Below are 19,874 nucleotides of genomic sequence, written 5' to 3' on the forward strand. Positions count from 1 at the left end.
ATAACCGAACCAAAGTATAAAAAAAGCGCTTTAGGATTCTAAAGCGCTTTGTTATTATTTTATTATTGTTTGAGTCCTGTCTGGCCCTACAGAGATAACTTTGATAGGCACTTCCAGTTCTTTCTCAATGAACTCGATGTATTCTTTTAATTCTGCCGGGAACTCTTCGTAAGAAGTCATCCCGGTAAGATCGGCATTCCAGCCTTTTTTCTCAACATATATCGGCTCTACGTTTTCCGGTTCAATGTTGTAAGGAAGGTGATCTATTTCCTGTCCTTTGTATTTGTATGCAGTACAAACCTGAAGGGTTTCAAAGCCCGAAAGCACATCACCTTTCATCATGTAAAGCTGTGTTACACCATTAACCTGTACAGCATATTTAAGTGCTACAAGGTCTAACCATCCGCAACGTCTTGCACGTCCTGTAACAGAACCAAACTCATTACCCACTTTAGCCATAGTAGCTCCAACTTCGTCAAAAAGCTCAGTAGGGAATGGTCCGCTACCTACACGTGTAGTGTATGCTTTAAAGATACCGAATACATCTTTAACCCTGTTTGGTGCAATACCTAAACCGGTACATGCTCCTGCGGCAGTTGTGTTTGATGATGTAACAAACGGATAAGTACCGAAGTCGATATCAAGAAGCGATCCCTGTGCGCCTTCTGCAAGGATAGATTTACCATCTTTAAGCGCCTGGTTTAGGTAAGCTTCACTATCTATAAAGGTAAGTTCTTTAAGTGCTTCTACAGCAGCAAAGAACTCCTGTTCCATTTCTTTAAGGTCGTACTGAAGGTTTACGTCATAAAAAGAGATCATAGCCTCATGCTTATCAGCTAAAGCTCTGTAGCGCTCTTTAAAGTCTTCCAGCTCAATATCACCAACACGGATACCGTTTCTTCCGGTTTTATCCATATAAGTAGGGCCGATACCTTTTAATGTAGAACCAATTTTTGCCTTACCTTTTGAAGCCTCAGATGCTGCATCAAGCAAACGGTGAGTAGGTAAGATAAGATGTGCTTTTCTGGATATAAGCAGTCTTGATTTAATATCGATATTGAATTTTTCAAGGCCTTCCAGTTCTTTTTGGAAAACAACCGGATCCATAACCACACCGTTACCGATGATGTTAACGGAGCTTTCATGGAAAATTCCGGATGGAATAGTTCTTAAAACATGTTTTATACCGTCAAATTCAAGAGTGTGCCCTGCGTTAGGCCCTCCCTGAAAACGGGCAATAATATCATATTTAGAAGTTAGTACGTCAACAATTTTACCCTTGCCTTCGTCTCCCCATTGTAACCCAAGTAGCAAATCTACAGTCATTCTGTGTTCTTGTTTGTTTATATTATGCTGATATTGTATGTCCTTAACAAAATAAAAACCAACTTCTTATAAAGAGTTGGTTTGTTATATCTCTTACTGTAACCGAATTAATTATCGGTAGCAGGTTGTTTTTTCTGGCCGTAAAGGTATAAAGAATGGTTATGAATTTCAATACCAAAAATCTCCTCTATGGTTTTTTTGATGCTTTGTATCCTTGGATCGCAAAACTCTATAACCTCTCCGGTATCTGTCATGATAATGTGATCATGTTGCTTGTCAAAATACGATTTCTCGTAATGTGCCTGGTTTTGGCCAAACTGGTGCCTCCTTACAAGGCCGCTTTCCAAAAGCAGTTCTATAGTATTGTATAGCGTAGCACGGCTAACACGGTAGTTTTTGTTTTTCATTTTGATATAAAGTGACTCTATATCAAAATGCTCCTGGCTGTTGTATATTTCCTGAAGTATAGCATAACGCTCAGGGGTTTTGCGATGTCCCTTATCTTCAAGGAACTTCGTGAAAACATTTTTTACAATCTCCTGGTTTTTATTCTCTTCCATCAGTTTGTGAATCAAAGTGCAAAGATAAACTAAATTTTGTGAAGTAAAAGGTTATTGGTTAAAACTGATTTTACTCTTTTCATAAATAACAGTTTCATTCCTCTCAAAGGCCGGAAAAGCCACTTCCTGAAACCATGTTGGTTTTATTTCTATATTTTCTTCCAGCTTTAGCATGAACTGATAATACCCCGGTGTTTCTTCATTTATCCTGAAAACTTCATCGGCTTCCAGCTCAATGCTAATATATATGCAGTCAATAGCTATAAGATCTTCTTTATAGCTTGTTACCTTCGTTATGTCATTCCAATTAACGTGTTTGTTATTTTCAAGGTCAAAACCCGTTTCCGTATAGGTAAAAATACCTAAATCTTCTTTATAAAGCCTCAACTTCTCTTCATCAGACAAAGGATTATGGATTCTGCTGTTAGGAAAAATATACTTTAAAAAATAACAGCTTAAGCAGAAACAAAAAAAGATAACCCCATACCATAGTTTTATATATATACAAATTATAATAAACGCTACTGAAATACATAGTGCTATTTTTTGCTCTAGAGTCGCTTTAGCATATTTTCGTTTTTCGCTCATTAATTATTGGTAATCCTTGTTACTTTATCAATTCCGTCTATCTTTTTAATATTTTCCATTAGTTTTTTAAGTATGGTATTGTTTTGTACAATAACCGATACCTGTCCGTTAAATATTCCGGCATTTCCGCTAAGGGATATGCTTTGTATGTTTACATGCATGTTGTTTGAAATTACCTTGGTAATCTCGTTGGCAAGACCCAGTGTATCCATACCGGTGATTTTAAGGGTAGCCTTGAATTCTTCCTGAGAAGAATCTATCCATTTTGCAGGGATAATACGGTAAGCATAGTTAGACTGTAGCCTTATAGCATTAGGACAGTCTTTTTTATGCACCTTGATTCCCTCGTTAATAGTTACAAAGCCAAATACATCGTCTCCCGGTATAGGGTTACAGCAGTTGGCAAGCTTATAGTCCAGTTTATCCTGATCTTTACCAAATACCAACAGGTCATAATTCCTGCTGATTTCATCTTTATGTACCTGTTCCTGCGGATGGCTAGGGGTTCGCTTAATTTTATTACCCTTAAAGAAGTTCATAAAGGTGTTACTCTTCAGTGCGGCATACTCTTTAAGCTGCTGGTTGTCTATAGTACCTACACCTACGCGGTAAAATAAATCCAGACTGGTTTTTAGCTTAAAATAGTTAACTAGTTCGTTAACCACGCTCTCATTAAGTGTAACCTTAAGGTGACGCAGTTTACGGGTAAGCAGTTCTTTACCTTCTTCGGCAATTTTCTTGGTACTTTCGTTAAGTACGTTCTTTATTTTGTTCCGGGCACGTGAGGTGGTTACATAGTCTAGCCAGTGCGGATTCGGTTTTTGGTTGGCAGAAGTAATAATCTCTACCTGATCCCCACTGTTAAGCACATGGTTTAACGGAACCAGTTTACCGTTTACACGTGTACCTCTTGTTTTTATACCGATTTCAGAGTGGATACTGAAAGCAAAATCCAGTGATGTTGCTCCTTTAGGTAACGATTTGATATCTCCTTTTGGTGTAAATACATATATCTCCTTAGAGTAGAGGTTTAGTTTAAAGTCCTCAACAAAGTCAACAGCACTGCCCGATGTGTTTTCGAGCGCCTCTTTTAAAAGGTTAAGCCATGTTTCCAGTCCGTGTTCCTCTCCGCCATTACCTTTGTATTTATAGTGTGCTGCATAACCTTTTTCGGCAATCTCGTCCATACGTTCACTACGAATCTGTACTTCTACCCATCGCCCCTTTGGACCCATTACGGTAATGTGCAGGGCTTCATATCCGGTAGATTTAGGTGAAGATATCCAGTCCCTTAGCCTGCTTGGGCTGGGCCTGTAGTGATCTGTAACAATGGAATATATTTTCCATGCCAGGAATTTTTCCTCCTGTGGTTTGGCTTTATAAATAATACGAAGGGCAAACTTGTCGTAAACCTCGTCAAAGGTAACGCCCTGTGCCAGCATTTTTCTCCTTATGGAGTATATGGATTTTGGTCTTCCTTTAATAGTGTATTCAATACCTTCACCATTTAGGGAATCCTTAAGTACATCTGAAATGGACTTGATGTAAGCATCCTGCTCTTCCTTGCTTTCCTTCATTTTACTCACAATATCATTGTAAGTTTCGGGCTCAGTATACTTAAGGCCAAGGTCTTCCAGCTCGGTTTTTATGTTGTATAAACCAAGGCGGTGTGCCAGTGGGGCATATATATAAAGTGTTTCCGATGCTATTTTTGCCTGCTTATAGTCAACCATCGATTCCATGGTTTGCATATTGTGCAGCCTGTCGGCAATTTTGATAAGTATTACCCTAACGTCATCATTAAGGGTAAGCAGCATTTTACGGAAGTTCTCTGCCTGTATTGATATTTCCTGATCGGTTTTTACCTTGGCAATTTTGGTAAGTCCGGCAACAATTTGTGCAATTTTAGGGTTAAACATCTTCTCGATGTCTTCCACAGTAATATCAGTATCCTCAACAACATCATGCATAAGGGCAGAGGCAATAGAGGTAGCGCCCAAACCAATTTCGGCCGCTACAATTTTAGCCACGGCAATAGGGTGGAAGATATATGCTTCTCCCGATTTCCTTCTTTGGTCCTTATGGGCATCTACAGCCACGTCAAAAGCCTTACGTATCAGTTTTTTGTCTTCCTCTGTAAGGGTTTGGTAACTAATACGCAGTAGCTCTTTGTACTCTTTGGCAATTGCCTTGTTTTCCTGTTCTATATCTATCTCTATCATATATCTGTAACAATAGCCTTAAAAATAGTCAAATATATTAACATTTACAATAGGGTTACATCACATTATCTTATAATGGTATAGCCTTATTTTATAAGGGTTAACGGCAGTATTTGTTTTGCAGTTTAGCATCGGTTTTTGTAATCTTCGCCAAAAAATATGCCAGTCCGGCAAAAGGGGTAAGAAGGTAAAAAAACGGATTTTTTAGATAAGTGTCGCCCCAGCGTAGTAATAGTGCCGCGTGTAACGGATTTTTAGGGGTTTGATTTTTGGTTGTTTTACCGTCGTTTACCAGTCCGAAAAGGGTTTTTATAAAGTTCTCAAAACCAGGTTGCCCTTTGCGGAGTATAATCCTGAAAATAATTTCCTCATTGGTATCATTAAAAAAACGGTGCACGGTGCGTATGGGTACTAACCTGCTCTCACCGGGTTTAAGATGAATATCCTGTTTTTCGTACTGTATGCCCAGCAGTCCCTTTACGGCAATAAACTCTTCGGTAAATTTAGTGTGGTAATGCGGCGGATTCCCGCCACCCGGCATAAGGCTTACTTCAAGAAAGGTATATTCGCCGTTACTATCGGCAGCGCTTTCCAGTATTTTGGTATATTCCCCGTTTATGGGGTTATGATAGGTTTTTGGTGTACCCATTACATGCAGTTTTCTACATACTCAATAGAGGAGAGTTTTCCGTCTTTAAAATTGAAATTCCATTCGTAATCTGCCGAAAGGTTTCTCGGGAAAACCACTACTCTTTGGTACTCTTCATTCGTTGTTTCGTCATAAAGGTCTTCCACGTACTGAGACTGTTCGGGGAAGGAACGACCAAAGCTTTTTAGTTTTGTAGTATGGTCAAACCAGTCGTCATCTGTAGCAAAATACATGGCTTTTCGGGCAGTAAAATCAATGCTTCTAAAGTGTAGTGTATCGTTAACCAACTCAAAAGCTACTCCTTTGTAGTAGTAAAATTCGGTTTCTTTTTCCTGCATATCAGTGCATGAATATCTGTAAACAGTAGCAGTGCTATCGGCACTTTTATAACGATCCTTAAACTCGCTGAGTGAGATACTGAGTTTTATTTTGTCGTTAATGGTCGACTCGTCCCAGTTAATACCCTCGTTTTCCTGAGCATAAACAGTAAAAGAAATAAGTGTAATGAATAAGGCTAATAGTTTAGTGTGCATTTTTTATTTTGTTGTTTTTACTGATTAGGCGTCCTGACAGATAAATGACTGATGATACTATTAATGCAAATATAAAGCCTGTAATGAAAGAAAAGTTTCTTCCGGAGTCATTAATTAGGTTTTGCATAGCTTTTTTTTGATCCTCGTTAATTTCGTTCCCCGAAAATATTCCGTCTTTATTAAGATCGTACTGATTAAGGCTCCACTCGTAGTAATAAGTGTCATATAATGCACTCCCCGCAATAAACAGGTAGATGGTAAAGAAAGTAATAGCAGCTATCCAGAATACTTTATTTTTAACTAATAACTTTTTTAAATTAAAGCATATAATGCAAAGCCCTATAATACAAATAAGACATGGAATTAGTAAATGATAGGGTACGCTTATATGCTCCATAAATTTATACAGCAATAAATTTAGTAAAATAACGGTTTTCCCTGTAATTATAGTATAAAGCTGAAGTTAAAAACCTCTCTGCCTTTTAGCTTCAAAAATAAGTATGGCAGCCGCTACAGAAACGTTCATGGAATCTATTTCGCCCTGCATAGGTATTATAATATTTTTGGTAGATGCATCCCTCCATTCCTGTGTTAGTCCCGTAGCTTCGGTGCCTACAACAAGCGCGGTAGGGGTGGTGTAGTTTTGTGTATGGTAGTGGGTAGAATCCTGTAGTGTGGCGCAGTATATGCTTATGCCTTTGTTTTTAAGATATTCTATTACTTCGGCAGTGCTACCCGTAGCAATTTGATTGGTAAACAGGCAGCCCACGCTGGAGCGTACAATATTAGGGTTGTACATATCGCTTTTTGGATTGGCAATAATAACCGCATCCAGGTTAGCAGCATCGGCAGTACGGAGTATAGCGCCCAGGTTACCCGGTTTTTCGGTGGCTTCGGCTACCATAATTAAAGGATTATCGCCCAGTTTTAAATCATCAAGACTTAATGATTTTGTTTTGGCAACAGCCAAAATACCTTCGGTAGTATCACGATAGGCTAGTTTTTGGTATACATCCCTGCTTATTTCAATTAATTCAGTATCAGGCTGGCTAAGTTCCCTTACCTGAGATTCGCTAATCATATCGGGTACAAATAAAATGGTTTCGGCAGTATAGCCGCCTTTTGCAGCAAGCATTATTTCGCGCTGTCCTTCAATAAGAAAAGTTCCGCTTTGCCTACGGGCTTTAGCCTTGTCCTGAAGTTGTACAAGCGATTTGATATAGGGATTTTGTGTACTTGAAATTTGTTTCATGTAAGCAGGGTTAAAGGCGGTAAAGGTACAAAGGATATTAATTATAATATACCCCTTGCTTTTATCTCTAAATACTTATTGATACTTTCTATAGTAAGGTTTTCGGGTTTTGTTAGTACCGAATGGATACCGTATTTCTTTAGTTCACTTACAATAAGCCTTTTCTCAAAAGCAAACTTTTCGGCTATAACCTTATCATACACTTCCTGAATGTCATCGGCCTTTTTATTGATAAACTCATCCAGCTCGGTATTTTCAAAAAATACAACCACAAGCAGGTGGTTTTTTGAAATGGCTTTTAGGTAGGGTAACTGCCTTTTAAGCCCGTCCATAGTCTCAAAGTTGGTATATAAAATAATAAGGCTCCTGTGGTTGATGTTCCTTTTAATATCGGCATACAGCCTGCTGTAGTCGCTTTCAAAAAAGTCGGTCTCAACATTGTACAGGTTGTCCATTATTTTTTGCATTTGGGAAGTACGCCTTTCCGATGCAACGCGGTTTTCTACTTTTTTGGAAAAAGAGAACATACCGGCCTTGTCCTGTTTTTTTAAGATGACGTTAGAGAGTACAAGGGTTGAGTTAATGGCATAATCCAGTAAGCTTAACCCGTTAAAAGGCATTTTCATAACACGGCCTTTGTCTATAGCCATGTATACGTTTTGTGACTTTTCGTCCTGAAACTGGTTTACCATAAGCTGTTTTCTTTTAGCAGTGGCTTTCCAGTTAATGGTACGAATATCATCGCCCGAGACATACTCTTTAATTTGCTCAAACTCCATAGTATGACCTATGCGTCTTATTTTTTTTAATCCATACTGCATAAGTGTATTAGAAAAAGCGATAAGGTCGTACTTTTTAAGCTGAATGAACGAAGGATAGGTGGGTACCATCTCACCTTCATCAAAAATAAACCTCCTGCATGCCAGCTGTAGCGGGGAGGATATATAAATATTTAGTTTACCAAAGTGGTATTCGCCCCTTTCTAACGGCCTAAGCTGGTATTTAAGGGTTTCTTTCTTATTTGTAGAGAGTTTCTTTTTAATCTCAAAATTACGTTCCTGAAACTGAAACGGAATCTCATCTATAATTTTTGCATGTACCAGGAAATTATAACCGCTTTCCATTGTTACTGTAACAGGGTTTTCATCTCCGTTAGAGAACTTTTCGGGCGTGTTTCTGGATGCCTTAAACTTTTGGTTGGTAAAAAGCAATACAAAATCAATCACCGTAAAGGCAATAAAAATGTAAAACAAAATCCAGGTTACATGATATAGTGCAGGTATAAAATAAGCTAGTGTAAAACTTATTAGTATGCCTATAAATACATAGAAAAAGAAATTGTTAAGATATATTTGCTTAAGCCACTTTTTCATTAACGCGGAATTTCTACAGTGTCAATTATCTGTCTTATTATCTGTTCTCCGGTAAGTCCTTCCATTTCTCTTTCCGGTGCTATTACAACACGGTGTTGCAGTACAGGTACGGCAGAATCTTTAATATCATCTGGCGTTACAAAGTCTCTTCCTCTAAGGGCTGCATATCCTTTTGCAGCATTTAATATGGCGATAGAAGCACGTGGAGAAGCACCAAGGTAAAGAAAAGCATTGTCGCGGGTGTTTGCTACAAGTTTAGCAATGTACTCTAAAAGCTGAGGCTCTATAACAATTTGTTTTACCAGTGCCTGATATTTAACAATGTTTGCCTGAGAAAGTATGGTTTTTACATCCTGAAGTTTCTCTTTGTTTTGTAATGCATTTTCTCTTTGCAGTATAGCTATCTCTTCTTCCAGTTTTGGATAATCAATAGTGATTTTGAAAAGGAAACGATCCAGCTGTGCTTCCGGCAGGCGATAAGTACCTTCCTGCTCAATTGGGTTTTGTGTAGCTATTACAAGAAACGGAGATTCCATTTTGTAACTGTTTCCTTCAATGGTAATTTGCCTTTCTTCCATTACCTCAAAAAGTGCTGCCTGTGTTTTTGCAGGAGCCCTGTTGATCTCATCAATCAGTATGAAGTTAGAGAATATAGGTCCTTTTTTAAAATCAAAGGATGACTTAGACATGTCAAAAACTGATGTACCCAGTATATCTGAAGGCATCAAATCGGGCGTAAACTGAATTCTGCTGAAATCAAGCGAAAGGGTTTTTGCCAAAAGTTTTGCCGTAATGGTTTTTGCAACACCCGGTACACCTTCAAGCAACACGTGTCCGTTAGACAGTATGGCAACAAGCAGCCTGTCTATCATTTTATGCTGACCCACAATAACATTGCCTATTTCCTGCTTAACATCGTTTATGCTTTGTTGCAGCTCGTTTAAATCAAGCCTCATACCAAAGTTAATGTTGTCGCTTTGCGTTTCAGCGTTATTGTTTTCCGGTGTGTGGTTTTGTGTATTAGTAAGGTTCTCCGGATTGTTTTCGGTGTTATTATTTTCAAATGATTCCATTTATAGTATCAGTTTTTCTATTGCTTTATTAATCTGTATCACATCTGCCTCGCTACTTTCAAAGCTGTTTCGGTGTCGTTTTATCAAACTTACGGCTTTTTCAATATCTTCAAGAGGCTTTCCTGTTTTTTGGTGTAGTTTTTCTACAAACTCATTATTTAAGATGGAAGTATCTATAAGGTAAACGGTTCTTATATGTTCCAGGAAATAAATAATTTTCTTTTGGATTATGGTATGATGATCTTTCTCCTGGTAATAAAGGTTACCTATGGTTTTGGTAAAGTCTATTGTGGTGTTTTTTACCGGAGGTATATCATGTACAATACGTTGTTTTCTTCGGGCATTAAAGAATATAAATATAAACAGGCATAATAGCCCTAAGCGATAAACCGCCTTAAAGGCAGGTTGTTTTAGGAAATATCTTAAAGCTGAGCCTTCAAGTTGGTCATCTATTAACGATTTTGAGTACCAGTATATATTACCCTGAGGCAGGTATGACAATACCTGTTCTGCATAGCGGTGATGGTTGCTTTTTAAAAGGTGGAAATTGGTAAACGCCGCGGGCTGTGTATGTAATATAAAAGCTCCGTTACCATAAGGAACCTTAATGAAATTGACATCTTTTTTCTTGTCAAGCCTTTGATATCCCAGTATTAAGGTGTTTAAAGTATCCAGCTTTTCAAAATAAGTAAACCCAACTCCTTCACTGTAATATAGCTTGTCGATGTTTTTAGTTTTATCGGCAAGGGTAAGCTTTAGCGAATCGGTACTGTAATAACGATAAGATGTTTCTATTTTCAGTGAATCAAGAATAGCTTTAGGGAAGTCCTGCATGCTCAGGAATACCGTACTTCCGTATTCGACAAAATACAGCAGTTCCTGTACCGACTCGTTATCAATCTTATTGGTTTCGTCAATATTTATAAAAGTACCCTTTTCGGTATAATTGTCAATATCATAGTCGTATAGGGGAGTAATATATTCATAAGGTGTAACACTAAACTTTTTAAGCTTACTGTCCTTAAAAATAGTTTTAGCTTCTTTATCTAAAACATATAGCCCCAAAGGAATTTTTTCTTCAGTTTTATAGCTTGGTCTCCAGCTTATAGGTTCAGGTCTGTTAGCATCAACAACCATTATAAGTACTATAACCAAGGCAAACAGCACCATATATATGATAAGGCTTTTTTTCATGGTTAAAGAGTATTAATGGTTTTAGTAAATGCTTTTTCTGCTTTGATAAAAGCGTCATTTTTTATTTCAAATTCGCCATACCATATATAGTCATAAATGTATGATAGGTATTTAAAATTTTCTTTCAGTTCCTGATTTGTTATTTCATACAAATAGTCTGAATTAGTTTTATCAGGGTGCCATTCTATTATTTCTCTGTATGTAAGCAGTTTTAGCAACCACAGGTAGTAATACCTTGTAGCCAGCCTGTAATCGCCTTCCTGTTTTGTTTTTTCAATTAGCTCTTTAAAGTTTGCCTGAGACAGTTTTTCTGTCATTATTTCTTCGGCGGTTATCTTTTTGCTCGAACGTTTAAAAATCCAGTATTTGTCTTTTCCAAGTAGTGCGGTTACAATAAGGTAAATTACAAACCCAATTAAAGCTATCGCTATTGTCCTTAAAGTATAAATAAGAAAATAGGAGTTTGAGGCTTTATCGCCTGCCCCTAAAAGGTCTCTTATAAGGCGTCCAACCCATTCCCAAAAACGATCCCATGCAGTTTTAGCCCTCGGTTTAACCTCATACACAAAATCCTTACCCTCATATTTATCTTTAAAATTAGGGGATAATTGTCTTTGAGTATACTTAACCGTATCTGCAAGCGGAAAGTGCATTTCGGTTTTCAGGGTGTCTTTTTCAATGGTATGGGCAAAAACAGGCTGGAAAAATGAAATACAAATTATATATAGTATTGCAAGCTTTTTATTCACTTTCACCTCCAATTAAGTCTATTTCTGAATCCAGTGAATTGTTATGTATTGATTCTTCATAGCTGTAATAAATCATTCCCTGGGAGATAACAGTAAGATTGGTTAATAAATAACTTATAAATACTGATAAAATAGTGCTTATTATAGCAATAATTACAGATACAGAAGAAATGTCGGTAGTTTCACTTAACAGTGTGAATTCTAATAATAACTCGGGAATCAATGAGAAAAATAAATTAGTACAAAATACTACAATGGCTATTATTATTGTTACACCTACGTTTTGCCAAAAACGGTTTGTTAACATGGTTATTCCTTTAGAGAAAGAAGTGAAAAAACCGTTATCGGTAGTAATATTGTCGTAAAAAGAAAGCATCATCCAACTTGCCATTGCTGCTATTATGATAAAGGCAACCGGAATACCAATTATTGTCATGATAAAGAATGCCGATATAAGAGCAATTATTGTAAATAATGGTATAAAACTTATTAATGAAGCAATAGGGAATAATATTATTTTCCCTGCTTTTGATTTTAATAGGGTCAGTATATCTTTAACAGTAGGTTTTTGATTGTTTTGCAGGGTTTTAAGGTACAGTACAGGGTAGCTGTAGTTTAGTAATGAAAGTATCATTAACAGTAGGAATATAACACCCCCTACACCAATAAAATACCATAGATTGTTATCAAAATAATCCAAAAGCATTTCCTGTGCTCCCGGTGAATTAAGGTCACCTATAGATGTGAAAATAACATTAGTGGTAAGGTAAGTAAGCAGTGCTATTACAACAAGTATTCCTCCGTTTATAATGAAGTAATTTTTAAAATAGTTTTTCCCGTGGAATTTAAAAAAAGAAAAGCTGTCGTTAATAAGAGCGCTAAAATCACGAAGTCGGTATAGTTTAAACATTTTTCAGGTGTGTTTTTTTATGTACAATAAATGGATAAATTAAAAAGTAAAAAGATATAAGTGCTAAAGTAGCAAGTATAATAAATATATTTAAAAAGCGTGGCATATCCGGCGAGTATCGGGTTACAAAACCTTCCAGTATACCTGCCATTATGGTAAAAGGCATAGTGGCTAATACTATTTTAAAACTGTTTTTAAAGCCCATTTTAAGTGAAGCTTTGCGTGAGTAGGTTTTAGGGAACAGTAATGATGCTCCTAAAATTAAGCCTGCTGCGGCTTCTATTACCATAGCAAATATTTCCATGGCACCATGTATCCATATACCGCGAACGCTTTCCCAAAAAACACCCTGTTCCATGAAAAAGTACTGGAATGATCCAAGCATAATGCAATTTCTAAATAATATATAGGCAGTACCCAGCCCTCCAAAAATGCCAAAGAAATAAGATTTTAAACCCACCTCTAAATTATTTTTAGTGATGGAAAACCACATACCCCAATTACTACCGCTTTTATATACAGCTACAGGGTTTCCGTTTTCTATGTTTTCAAGAGTCATGTTTACATAATAGTCTCCCATTATCAGCCTTGCAAAGGTGGTGTCGTTAATGGCAGATATAACGCCAATGGCTGTGAAAACAGTAAAAAGTATAAAGGCGTATAACACATATCGCCTGTACTGATATACTATTAGTGGAACTTCTGTCTTAAAAAAGCTTATAAACCTGTTGCTTTCTTCCCTCTTTGTTTTATAAATTTTTTGATAAGTGATAGACGCAAGGTGGTTTAAATAGGTAACAGCTTTGCTTTTAGGGTAGTAGGTTTGTGCGAATGAGAGATCGTTTACCAAATGAATATACAAACTGGCTAATTCATCAGGATTTTTTTTAGCTTTACCAAAAATAGCCTGTTCAAATTCAAGCCATTTTTCTTTATTTTGTTTTATAAATGCTACTTCTCTCATAGGGAAGCTAAAATAAAAAATATGTCAGAATTATCTATAACAACTACTCAAAATGTTAATATAAATTTCACTACCGCATCTGTAGGCGAAAGAGTACTGGCATATTTACTGGATATAGTAATTATTATGTCGTACTATGGGGTGGTTTTATTCCTGATATTCAGCATTTTTGATATGAGCAATTTTACAGAATCTGACGGAGCTTCTGTAATGGCGGTATATGGATTAATATCCCTTCCTGTGGTATTCTATGCCTTGTTTTTTGAAAATTTGATGGAAGGACAAACTGTAGGGAAAAAGATTTTAAAAATAAAGGTGATAAAAATAGATGGTTATCAGTCCAGCTTTGCTGATTATCTTATAAGATGGCTTTTTAGGATAATTGAAGTGACACCTCCGTTTAGTTTTATAGGGCTTATTGTTATGATAATTAACGATAAAACACAACGAATAGGTGATATGGCAGCTGGTACAGCTGTAATTACCCTTAAAAATAAAATCAATATTAATCATACTATATTAACAGAGCTTAAAAATGATTATGTACCTACTTATCCGTTAGTGATAAAGCTTACAGATAATGATGTAAGGATTATTAAGGAAACATATGATACAGCTTTGAAATCTGCCGATTATGAAATTATAGCCAAACTGGTAAGTAAAATTGAATCGGTTACCGGTATAAAATCGGTGTCAAACAGCAATATGGCCTTTGTAAGCACCATTATAAAAGATTATAACTACTATACCCAAAACATGTAATGTTTTTTTACCTGCTTGATATTTTAGGGACTATGGCTTTTGCCATATCGGGTGTGCTAACAGCGCTAAATAAAAAAATGGATCCGTTTGGGGTATTTGTCATTGCCTTTGTAACAGCTGTTGGAGGGGGTACACTTCGTGATGTACTTATAGGCCGCACACCGGTAGGGTGGATGGAGGATCTTAACTATGTTTACGTGATTACTGCCGGGTTTATATTAGCTATAATATTCAGGAAAAAACTGGACAAACTACGCACATCCCTTTTCTTTTTTGATACTATAGGACTCGGGGTTTTTACCCTTATAGGACTTGAAAAAGGACTGGATGTTAACCTGCATCCTGTAATTTGTATTGCTCTGGGTACTATGACAGCCTGTTTTGGCGGAGTAACCCGCGATATATTATGTAACCAGATACCTGTTGTTTTTAGAAGGGAAATATATGCCACCATCTGTATTTTAGGCGGATGTGTTTTCTTTTTACTAAAAGCACTCGATGTGTCTGACGGACTCCTGTATATACTTACATCGGGGGTTATTATTACCGTTAGGCTAATGGCTGTGGTGTTTAAATGGTCGCTGCCGTCACTGGGTAAAAATTAGTTCGCTTCACTTTTTATATAATCCATATTTTCAAGCTTGTCCAATAAAATAGTTAACAGGTCATAAAAGGCTTTAAGCATTTCAAAATCGGTTATATCATCGTAAGTGTAGAGTGTAAGCTCTGTTTTTCCTTCGGGAAGTTTTTTGCCCCAAATTCCTTCTTTTTTTGACGTTGTGATATAAACTCCTTTTAGCTGCTCTATGGAATGCCTAATTTCCTGATTGTTTAAAAGCTGCTTTATTTTAAAACCATTATTGCTTTTTATAATAAAATCCCTGTCAAATTTAGTATTTCCAATTTCTATTTCCTGCATACCAAAGAGTTTACCTATACTGCTTAGAAGGCTTTTTCTGTAAACTTCAAAATTGAATTCATAGTTGGTGTTTATGGGAACAGTTACCCTTGTGTAAATTTGTGTCGTTGTAGTATTGTTAACCGTTTGATAGGCTATGTGGTTATCAAAAATTACTTTATGGTGTTTATATTTTTTAATCGTTTTTGCCGAGTGCCATGCATTGTTCTTTATATATTCACCATTAATATATTGGGCAAATTCATTCCATTGTTCAGGCTTCATAGTAAGGTGTTTTTTTTAGATATCCTAAGGTATTATTGCGTAGTGATTAGTAGTTTATATTGCCTTATTGTTACTGTTTTATTTAGCTATGATGTAGTTTTCTTATCGAGAACACCTATTTCTTCCAATTTATCTAATATTGTTGTTATAAGACAGTAAATGGTTTCAAGCTCCCTGTAATCATGAATGTCTCTTTCGGTTATAAATTCAAGCTCATAAGCTCCTTCAGGAAGTTTTTTCCAAAGTTTTCCGGCCTTTTTGAGTTTTAGGTTTAAGCGCTTAAAGTTTTCAATTTCGTTTTTAACTTTTGTGTTCCTGAGTAACTGTTTTACTTTAAAGCCATCATTGCTTTTTACAATGTAATTTTTGTCAAAAACAGGATCTCCGGTTTCTATATCCTGCATGCCAAAGTATTTGCCTATTGAGCTGAATATATTGTTGTTGTATATATGAAATTCAAAATATTTTTTGGGGATAATATAGGTGTAAACCTTTGTACACGTTACAGGAGTTTCACCACCTGTAGAATAATTCTCAAACACTATAGTATAACCATTATGTACTTTTTTTACCGCAGGCGGATACCAAAATCCTTTTTTAAAGTATTCTCCATTAATATGTTCTGCAAAATTTTTCCAGCCTTTTGAATTCATGATATGGTATGTTTAGGGTTTAAGATGGTATTTAGTCCTTCTTTTTCAAAGAGTATACGACCTATTTTTACATCGCTCCAGCCTGGTTTTAGGTTGTAGGTAAATGCCGGTGTATTTGCTTTTAGGTTACAGTCAAGGTAAAAAGTATCTATAATATTATCCTGTATCTCTTTCATTTCGGTAAGCTGATGCAAATGGCTGGAGACTAAAAACAGAGAGTTCTTAAAGTTTAATAATCCCCGAAGGGTGGTTTGGCTTATTTCCAGTGCGTCTTCGATATTAGTGCCTCTAAAAAGTTCGTCAAAAACAGCATAGTTGCTACTATTGTCGGTTGCCTCTAATGCTACATTTTTAAGATTAATCACCTCAGTCATAAAATGACTGTACCCGCTTTGCATGTCATCATTAAGGTTAATGAAAACCGATATATTATTGTACCGTGGTAACTGTGCGGCTTTAGCAGGTACGGCAAACCCAATATTGCCGAGATAAATACAAAGACTTATGGCTTTGAGTAGGGTAGATTTGCCCGACATGTTAGGCCCTGTTATAAGGATAACATTACTGTTTGAGGTAAAGGTATTTTTAACAGGGTCTTTTAGCAGAGGATGGTAAAAATCTGTCAATGATACCTGCCCTGTACTGATTTCAGGAAAACAGAAATTATGTCTTTTTATTCCTGTAATAACAGAAATATAAGCTTCAAACAGAGTGTATGTATCCTGAAAGGGTGTAATCTCCCTTTTCTGCTTTTTTAGCGAAATGTGTTTTATAATCTGTACAATGTGCTTTATGCCAAATTTGTGCTCCCTGATTAGATTTTCATAATAGTCCAGTTTAAAACTGTTTAAAAAATCATCCAGTAATCTAATGTCGTTTTTATACTGTTCGGGGAATGGTGCTGTAACCAGTCTTTTAATATAATGATTATGTAGCCTATGGAAAAGTGTTATTAACTGTACGCATCTGCCCCTGTAGTCATAATGTTTCTTTTTGGAGAACCTGAGCTTTAGTTTTAATCGTTTAGGGAAGAAGTCATGTTCATCAAAGTTTCTTAAAAAGATATATACCTGCCTAAAATCAATACGGGAGTAGGAGTAGCTCTCAAATAACGAAAAGTTTTCCATGAAGCCTTTAAGAATGTTTTGACGCTCCAGTATCTCTTCTGTACTAACAAGCGGAAGGGAAAGCAGTTTCTTTACTTCGGCTTTAGCATCACCGTTTAGTGTATAGTTAAAAAGTTCGAGTATGTCCTCGTTTACGTTAAGGTCTTTTATTCTCATTAAGGTGTGTTATTTGCTTACATATACCCAGCCTACTATAGGTTGAGGATAATCAGGGTCGTTAAGCTCCAGTACAAAGTAGTAAGTGCCTACAGGTACAGTTCTGCTATCGGCTCCTACTTTGGCTTCGCTGGCTATTCCGTCCCAGTCTTCCTTGCTGTGGTCACCTACCCATACCAGTGCACCCCAGCGGTTATAAATACTCATTTTAAAGTTAAGGAAGATGTTACGCAGTCCCCTTACAAAAAACGTGTCATTTATACCATCGCCGTTTGGAGTAACATAGTTATAGGTTTGTGGCGGACAGTTTTTGGTATAAAGCAAAAATGATGCTACACTGTAGCAAAACTCATCATTTAACCTCGCAAAAATTTCCTGTGGGTTAGCGGTAGTTATAAATTGTGAAGTATTGGTTATAGGGTTAACGCCATGTTCGGCATCCTGTTGGGTAAGGTAAAAAGCTACAACATCATCGGGGTTTTGTTTGAGGCTCTGTTCATAATCAGAGAAATCAAAAGTACCCAAACCAAACCCTTCGTTACAGGAAATAATATCTTCCAGTCCAGTAATTACAGGAGAGGATACTAATGATACGTTTATGCTGTAGCTGTTATTGGTTTCATCAATCTCCTGTACTATTCCGTTTCCTGTACCGTCGTCATCAACCACAAAAGTAAGTTCAAAATCCATAGGTATACCATCGGGTATGGTAAGTACAATTACATCGTCCTCACTTCCGCCTATGGCGATATCTAAAAGGGTTTCGGTATACTCAATAAACTGTCCGTTGGCATAAATGGATATTGGTGTTCCTGCCGGTAGTATATCGTCGCTGTCCAAATTGTAAACTGTAAAGGCAACTTCTATTATTCGCGAGTCACACGATTTTTCAATATCGTTTGTAGATATGGTTGCATCGGGGAAAAGGCAGTCTACAGCATGCAGCGCAAAAGCCCCTATACTGTAACAGCCGTTCTCATCCTGCAGGCGGGCATAAATAATTTGTAAAGGTCCGTTTGAAGTGTAGTTTTCCGGGTTGGTAATATGGTCGGTCTCGCTCTCAGCATCTTCCATAGAAGTATAAAAACGGACTACATCAGTAGGGAAGTTTTTAAGTTCTTCTTCATAAGCCGAAAAATCAAAAACACCAATGCCGCTACCATTAAATGTCTCACAAACAGTTATATCTTCCAGTTGTTGGAACGGGGGAGATACCAGTAGGCTTACATTCACACTAAAGCTGTTGTTATTCTCATTGGTTTCGGTAATTATACCTGTTCCCGTACCGTTATCATCTACAACAAAAATAAGTTCAAAATCGGTTGGAGTCCCGGCGGGTAGAGTAATAGTTATAGAACCACTTTCATTTCCGTCAATAGGGAGTTCGGTTTGTGTTTGCGTTGTAGCTACCAACACACCATCGGCATATATTGCTATGGGAGTACCTGCCGGAAGCGGATCGGTACTGTTAACGTTGTACACGGTATAATCGGCCTCAATGACTAATGAATTACAGGCTAGGGTAATATCGTCTACCTCTATAGTCGCATCGGGCAGCTGACTGTTTAGTTTAGTAATAATGGCGTTTACCATTACAAAATCCTGACCTGACTCTAAGCTAATATCTGCCGATTCATCACCAATCTGTATAAGGTTCTGGATGTCGTAAATATCCAAATCCATGTTGTACATGTCACTTGCACCAGTAACACTATTAGTGCCGTTAAAAGCATTGTTTGATGGGTTTAACGGAGGGTTGCCCAAAACGTTTCCGTTTATGGAGAGTACTTCGTTATTGGCAATGTTCTCGTCACCTTCCCAGGCTATAAAACCTATTTTGGCACCTATATTATCAATAACGTTAAGGCTGGGTAGTTCAATATCTATGGAGTTTGGTACAAACTGTAATCCGTCATACAGGTTAAGCTGGTTAAGCGGAAGGTTGTCGTTTTCATACACCACAAATATGGCCCATCCGCCAAAGTTGGTTCCGTTTACACAGTATAGGTTTTGGGAAGGAGGCACATCGTTATTAATAACATCGGTAAGGTCGAGGTCAGATACGGTATAAGTGCCGTTTCCGGTAGTTTGTACCAGTGTGGTTACATCGGCAAAGGCACTAAAAAAATCACGGGGTATTAAATCAGTACTGCTTGTAAATACTACAGGGAAGGTACGTGATGCCACTACGTCCTGTCCGTTTAGCTGAATGTTAAAGTCTCCACTGCCCGATCCTGCCCAGTACAGGTAGGCTCTTAGTATGTTGTCATCGGGGTTTAGGGTAAGTTCTGCCGACGATGAGGTAAGTATGCTACAATCTACCCCCGCGCCATTGGGTTGCAGGTTTAGTGTGTTTCCTACAAAGGTAAAATCATACCTGCCGTTAAACTGCTCGTATAGCTCAATATCTACCTGGCTGTTTGCGGTTAAAGTATATAGTAATAAAAATATAAAAGGAAGTAGTTTTCTCTTCACTGCGTGGTTTTTAATTTTTTGTTTAAAAATAGAAAATATTTACCAAAGCTGCTGTTTTTTACCTAAATAGGTAATAAAAAGGATGTTTTTAGCGATTAGGTATTATTAATTCTCCATATGCCGCA

At 37.1% G+C, this 19,874-nt stretch carries 20 protein-coding genes; 2 read left to right on the plus strand and 18 right to left on the minus strand.

What is annotated here, in order from left to right; genetic code table 11:
• Positions 1 to 54: 54 nt before the first annotated feature.
• From Q763_RS06980 to Q763_RS07045, 14 genes are all read right to left on the minus strand, one after another.
• Entirely contained in the window at positions 55 to 1,326 is a 1,272-nt protein-coding gene (locus Q763_RS06980) for an adenylosuccinate synthase (RefSeq protein WP_035132573.1), read from the minus strand.
• Between the two features lie 107 nt (positions 1,327 to 1,433).
• Complete coding sequence (locus tag Q763_RS06985; protein WP_035132575.1) at positions 1,434 to 1,886, minus strand: Fur family transcriptional regulator; 453 nt, start codon at positions 1,884 to 1,886, stop codon at positions 1,434 to 1,436.
• A 51-nt stretch (positions 1,887 to 1,937) separates the two neighbouring features.
• The gene (locus Q763_RS06990; RefSeq protein ID WP_035132577.1) at positions 1,938 to 2,291 is read right to left on the minus strand and encodes a hypothetical protein; all 354 of its coding nucleotides are present in this window, start codon (positions 2,289 to 2,291) and stop codon (positions 1,938 to 1,940) included.
• Between the two features lie 182 nt (positions 2,292 to 2,473).
• A complete protein-coding gene (locus Q763_RS06995; RefSeq protein WP_035132579.1) occupies positions 2,474 to 4,696 on the minus strand; it encodes a RelA/SpoT family protein in 2,223 nt (740 codons plus the stop codon).
• A 100-nt stretch (positions 4,697 to 4,796) separates the two neighbouring features.
• Positions 4,797 to 5,345 (minus strand): cupin domain-containing protein, encoded by a 549-nt coding sequence (locus Q763_RS07000; RefSeq protein ID WP_035132580.1) that lies wholly within the window; start codon positions 5,343 to 5,345, stop codon positions 4,797 to 4,799.
• Positions 5,345 to 5,878, minus strand: coding sequence for a hypothetical protein (locus tag Q763_RS07005; RefSeq protein WP_035132587.1), 534 nt, complete (start codon positions 5,876 to 5,878; stop codon positions 5,345 to 5,347). Before Q763_RS07005 ends, Q763_RS07000 begins: the two co-directional genes overlap by 1 nt.
• Entirely contained in the window at positions 5,868 to 6,275 is a 408-nt protein-coding gene (locus tag Q763_RS07010) for a hypothetical protein (RefSeq protein ID WP_035132589.1), read from the minus strand. Before Q763_RS07010 ends, Q763_RS07005 begins: the two co-directional genes overlap by 11 nt.
• 66 nt (positions 6,276 to 6,341) lie before the next feature.
• Positions 6,342 to 7,130 (minus strand): TrmH family RNA methyltransferase, encoded by a 789-nt coding sequence (locus Q763_RS07015; protein WP_035132592.1) that lies wholly within the window; start codon positions 7,128 to 7,130, stop codon positions 6,342 to 6,344.
• 41 nt (positions 7,131 to 7,171) lie between these two features.
• Positions 7,172 to 8,503 carry a DUF58 domain-containing protein gene (locus Q763_RS07020; RefSeq protein ID WP_035132594.1) on the minus strand — a complete coding sequence of 444 codons (1,332 nt, stop codon included), beginning with the start codon at positions 8,501 to 8,503 and terminating at the stop codon, positions 7,172 to 7,174.
• On the minus strand, positions 8,503 to 9,459 hold the full coding sequence (locus tag Q763_RS07025; protein WP_035132682.1) for an AAA family ATPase: 957 nt from the start codon (positions 9,457 to 9,459) through the stop codon (positions 8,503 to 8,505). Before Q763_RS07025 ends, Q763_RS07020 begins: the two co-directional genes overlap by 1 nt.
• Positions 9,460 to 9,576: 117 nt before the next feature.
• A complete protein-coding gene (locus tag Q763_RS07030) occupies positions 9,577 to 10,770 on the minus strand; it encodes a DUF4350 domain-containing protein (protein ID WP_035132596.1) in 1,194 nt (397 codons plus the stop codon).
• 2 nt (positions 10,771 to 10,772) lie between these two features.
• Positions 10,773 to 11,519: a hypothetical protein gene (locus Q763_RS07035; protein WP_035132603.1), complete on the minus strand. Its 747-nt coding sequence runs from the start codon at positions 11,517 to 11,519 to the stop codon at positions 10,773 to 10,775.
• Positions 11,512 to 12,429 carry a hypothetical protein gene (locus tag Q763_RS17420; RefSeq protein WP_052123277.1) on the minus strand — a complete coding sequence of 306 codons (918 nt, stop codon included), beginning with the start codon at positions 12,427 to 12,429 and terminating at the stop codon, positions 11,512 to 11,514. The genes Q763_RS07035 and Q763_RS17420 overlap by 8 nt, the downstream gene beginning before the upstream one ends.
• Positions 12,422 to 13,393 carry a stage II sporulation protein M gene (locus tag Q763_RS07045; protein WP_035132605.1) on the minus strand — a complete coding sequence of 324 codons (972 nt, stop codon included), beginning with the start codon at positions 13,391 to 13,393 and terminating at the stop codon, positions 12,422 to 12,424. Before Q763_RS07045 ends, Q763_RS17420 begins: the two co-directional genes overlap by 8 nt.
• Before the next feature lie 21 nt (positions 13,394 to 13,414).
• Between Q763_RS07045 and Q763_RS07050 the strand changes: the two genes are divergently transcribed.
• Both Q763_RS07050 and Q763_RS07055 read left to right on the plus strand, forming a co-directional pair.
• The gene (locus tag Q763_RS07050; protein WP_035132686.1) at positions 13,415 to 14,155 is read left to right on the plus strand and encodes an RDD family protein; all 741 of its coding nucleotides are present in this window, start codon (positions 13,415 to 13,417) and stop codon (positions 14,153 to 14,155) included.
• Positions 14,155 to 14,760 (plus strand): trimeric intracellular cation channel family protein, encoded by a 606-nt coding sequence (locus Q763_RS07055; RefSeq protein ID WP_035132607.1) that lies wholly within the window; start codon positions 14,155 to 14,157, stop codon positions 14,758 to 14,760. The genes Q763_RS07050 and Q763_RS07055 overlap by 1 nt, the downstream gene beginning before the upstream one ends.
• On the opposite strand, the gene Q763_RS07060 is transcribed toward Q763_RS07055, so the two are convergent.
• The 4 genes from Q763_RS07060 to Q763_RS17430 form a co-directional block, all read right to left on the minus strand.
• Complete coding sequence (locus tag Q763_RS07060) at positions 14,757 to 15,338, minus strand: hypothetical protein (RefSeq protein WP_052123278.1); 582 nt, start codon at positions 15,336 to 15,338, stop codon at positions 14,757 to 14,759. The two genes, Q763_RS07055 and Q763_RS07060, sit on opposite strands and share 4 nt — an antisense overlap.
• An 86-nt stretch (positions 15,339 to 15,424) precedes the next feature.
• Positions 15,425 to 15,991: a hypothetical protein gene (locus Q763_RS17425; protein WP_052123280.1), complete on the minus strand. Its 567-nt coding sequence runs from the start codon at positions 15,989 to 15,991 to the stop codon at positions 15,425 to 15,427.
• Complete coding sequence (locus Q763_RS07070) at positions 15,988 to 17,274, minus strand: MutS-related protein (RefSeq protein ID WP_035132609.1); 1,287 nt, start codon at positions 17,272 to 17,274, stop codon at positions 15,988 to 15,990. Before Q763_RS07070 ends, Q763_RS17425 begins: the two co-directional genes overlap by 4 nt.
• A gap of 9 nt (positions 17,275 to 17,283) precedes the next feature.
• Positions 17,284 to 19,749, minus strand: a complete 2,466-nt coding sequence (locus tag Q763_RS17430; protein ID WP_052123281.1) for a T9SS type B sorting domain-containing protein — start codon at positions 19,747 to 19,749, stop codon at positions 17,284 to 17,286.
• Positions 19,750 to 19,874: the final 125 nt, after the last annotated feature.

Origin of the sequence: Flavobacterium beibuense F44-8, assembly GCF_000769915.1 — a bacterium.
Taxonomy (GTDB): Bacteria; Bacteroidota; Bacteroidia; order Flavobacteriales; family Flavobacteriaceae; genus Flavobacterium; species Flavobacterium beibuense.

Bases quoted from the DNA above. Each gene is read 5' to 3' on its own strand.
- Q763_RS06980 (WP_035132573.1), bottom strand. From the start codon at position 1,326: ATGACTGTAGATTTGCTACTTGGGTTACAATGGGGAGACGAAGGCAAG.
- Q763_RS07030 (WP_035132596.1), bottom strand. From the start codon at position 10,770: ATGAAAAAAAGCCTTATCATATATATGGTGCTGTTTGCCTTGGTTATA.
- Q763_RS07025 (WP_035132682.1), bottom strand. From the start codon at position 9,459: ATGAGGCTTGATTTAAACGAGCTGCAACAAAGCATAAACGATGTTAAG.
- Q763_RS17425 (WP_052123280.1), bottom strand. From the start codon at position 15,991: ATGAATTCAAAAGGCTGGAAAAATTTTGCAGAACATATTAATGGAGAA.
- Q763_RS07010 (WP_035132589.1), bottom strand. From the start codon at position 6,275: ATGGAGCATATAAGCGTACCCTATCATTTACTAATTCCATGTCTTATT.
- Q763_RS07060 (WP_052123278.1), bottom strand. From the start codon at position 15,338: ATGAAGCCTGAACAATGGAATGAATTTGCCCAATATATTAATGGTGAA.
- Q763_RS06985 (WP_035132575.1), bottom strand. From the start codon at position 1,886: ATGGAAGAGAATAAAAACCAGGAGATTGTAAAAAATGTTTTCACGAAG.
- Q763_RS07015 (WP_035132592.1), bottom strand. From the start codon at position 7,130: ATGAAACAAATTTCAAGTACACAAAATCCCTATATCAAATCGCTTGTA.
- Q763_RS17420 (WP_052123277.1), bottom strand. From the start codon at position 12,429: ATGTTTAAACTATACCGACTTCGTGATTTTAGCGCTCTTATTAACGAC.
- Q763_RS07050 (WP_035132686.1), top strand. From the start codon at position 13,415: ATGTCAGAATTATCTATAACAACTACTCAAAATGTTAATATAAATTTC.
- Q763_RS07000 (WP_035132580.1), bottom strand. From the start codon at position 5,345: ATGGGTACACCAAAAACCTATCATAACCCCATAAACGGGGAATATACC.
- Q763_RS07055 (WP_035132607.1), top strand. From the start codon at position 14,155: ATGTTTTTTTACCTGCTTGATATTTTAGGGACTATGGCTTTTGCCATA.
- Q763_RS07020 (WP_035132594.1), bottom strand. From the start codon at position 8,503: ATGAAAAAGTGGCTTAAGCAAATATATCTTAACAATTTCTTTTTCTAT.
- Q763_RS07045 (WP_035132605.1), bottom strand. From the start codon at position 13,393: ATGAGAGAAGTAGCATTTATAAAACAAAATAAAGAAAAATGGCTTGAA.
- Q763_RS06995 (WP_035132579.1), bottom strand. From the start codon at position 4,696: ATGATAGAGATAGATATAGAACAGGAAAACAAGGCAATTGCCAAAGAG.
- Q763_RS07070 (WP_035132609.1), bottom strand. From the start codon at position 17,274: ATGAGAATAAAAGACCTTAACGTAAACGAGGACATACTCGAACTTTTT.
- Q763_RS07005 (WP_035132587.1), bottom strand. From the start codon at position 5,878: ATGCACACTAAACTATTAGCCTTATTCATTACACTTATTTCTTTTACT.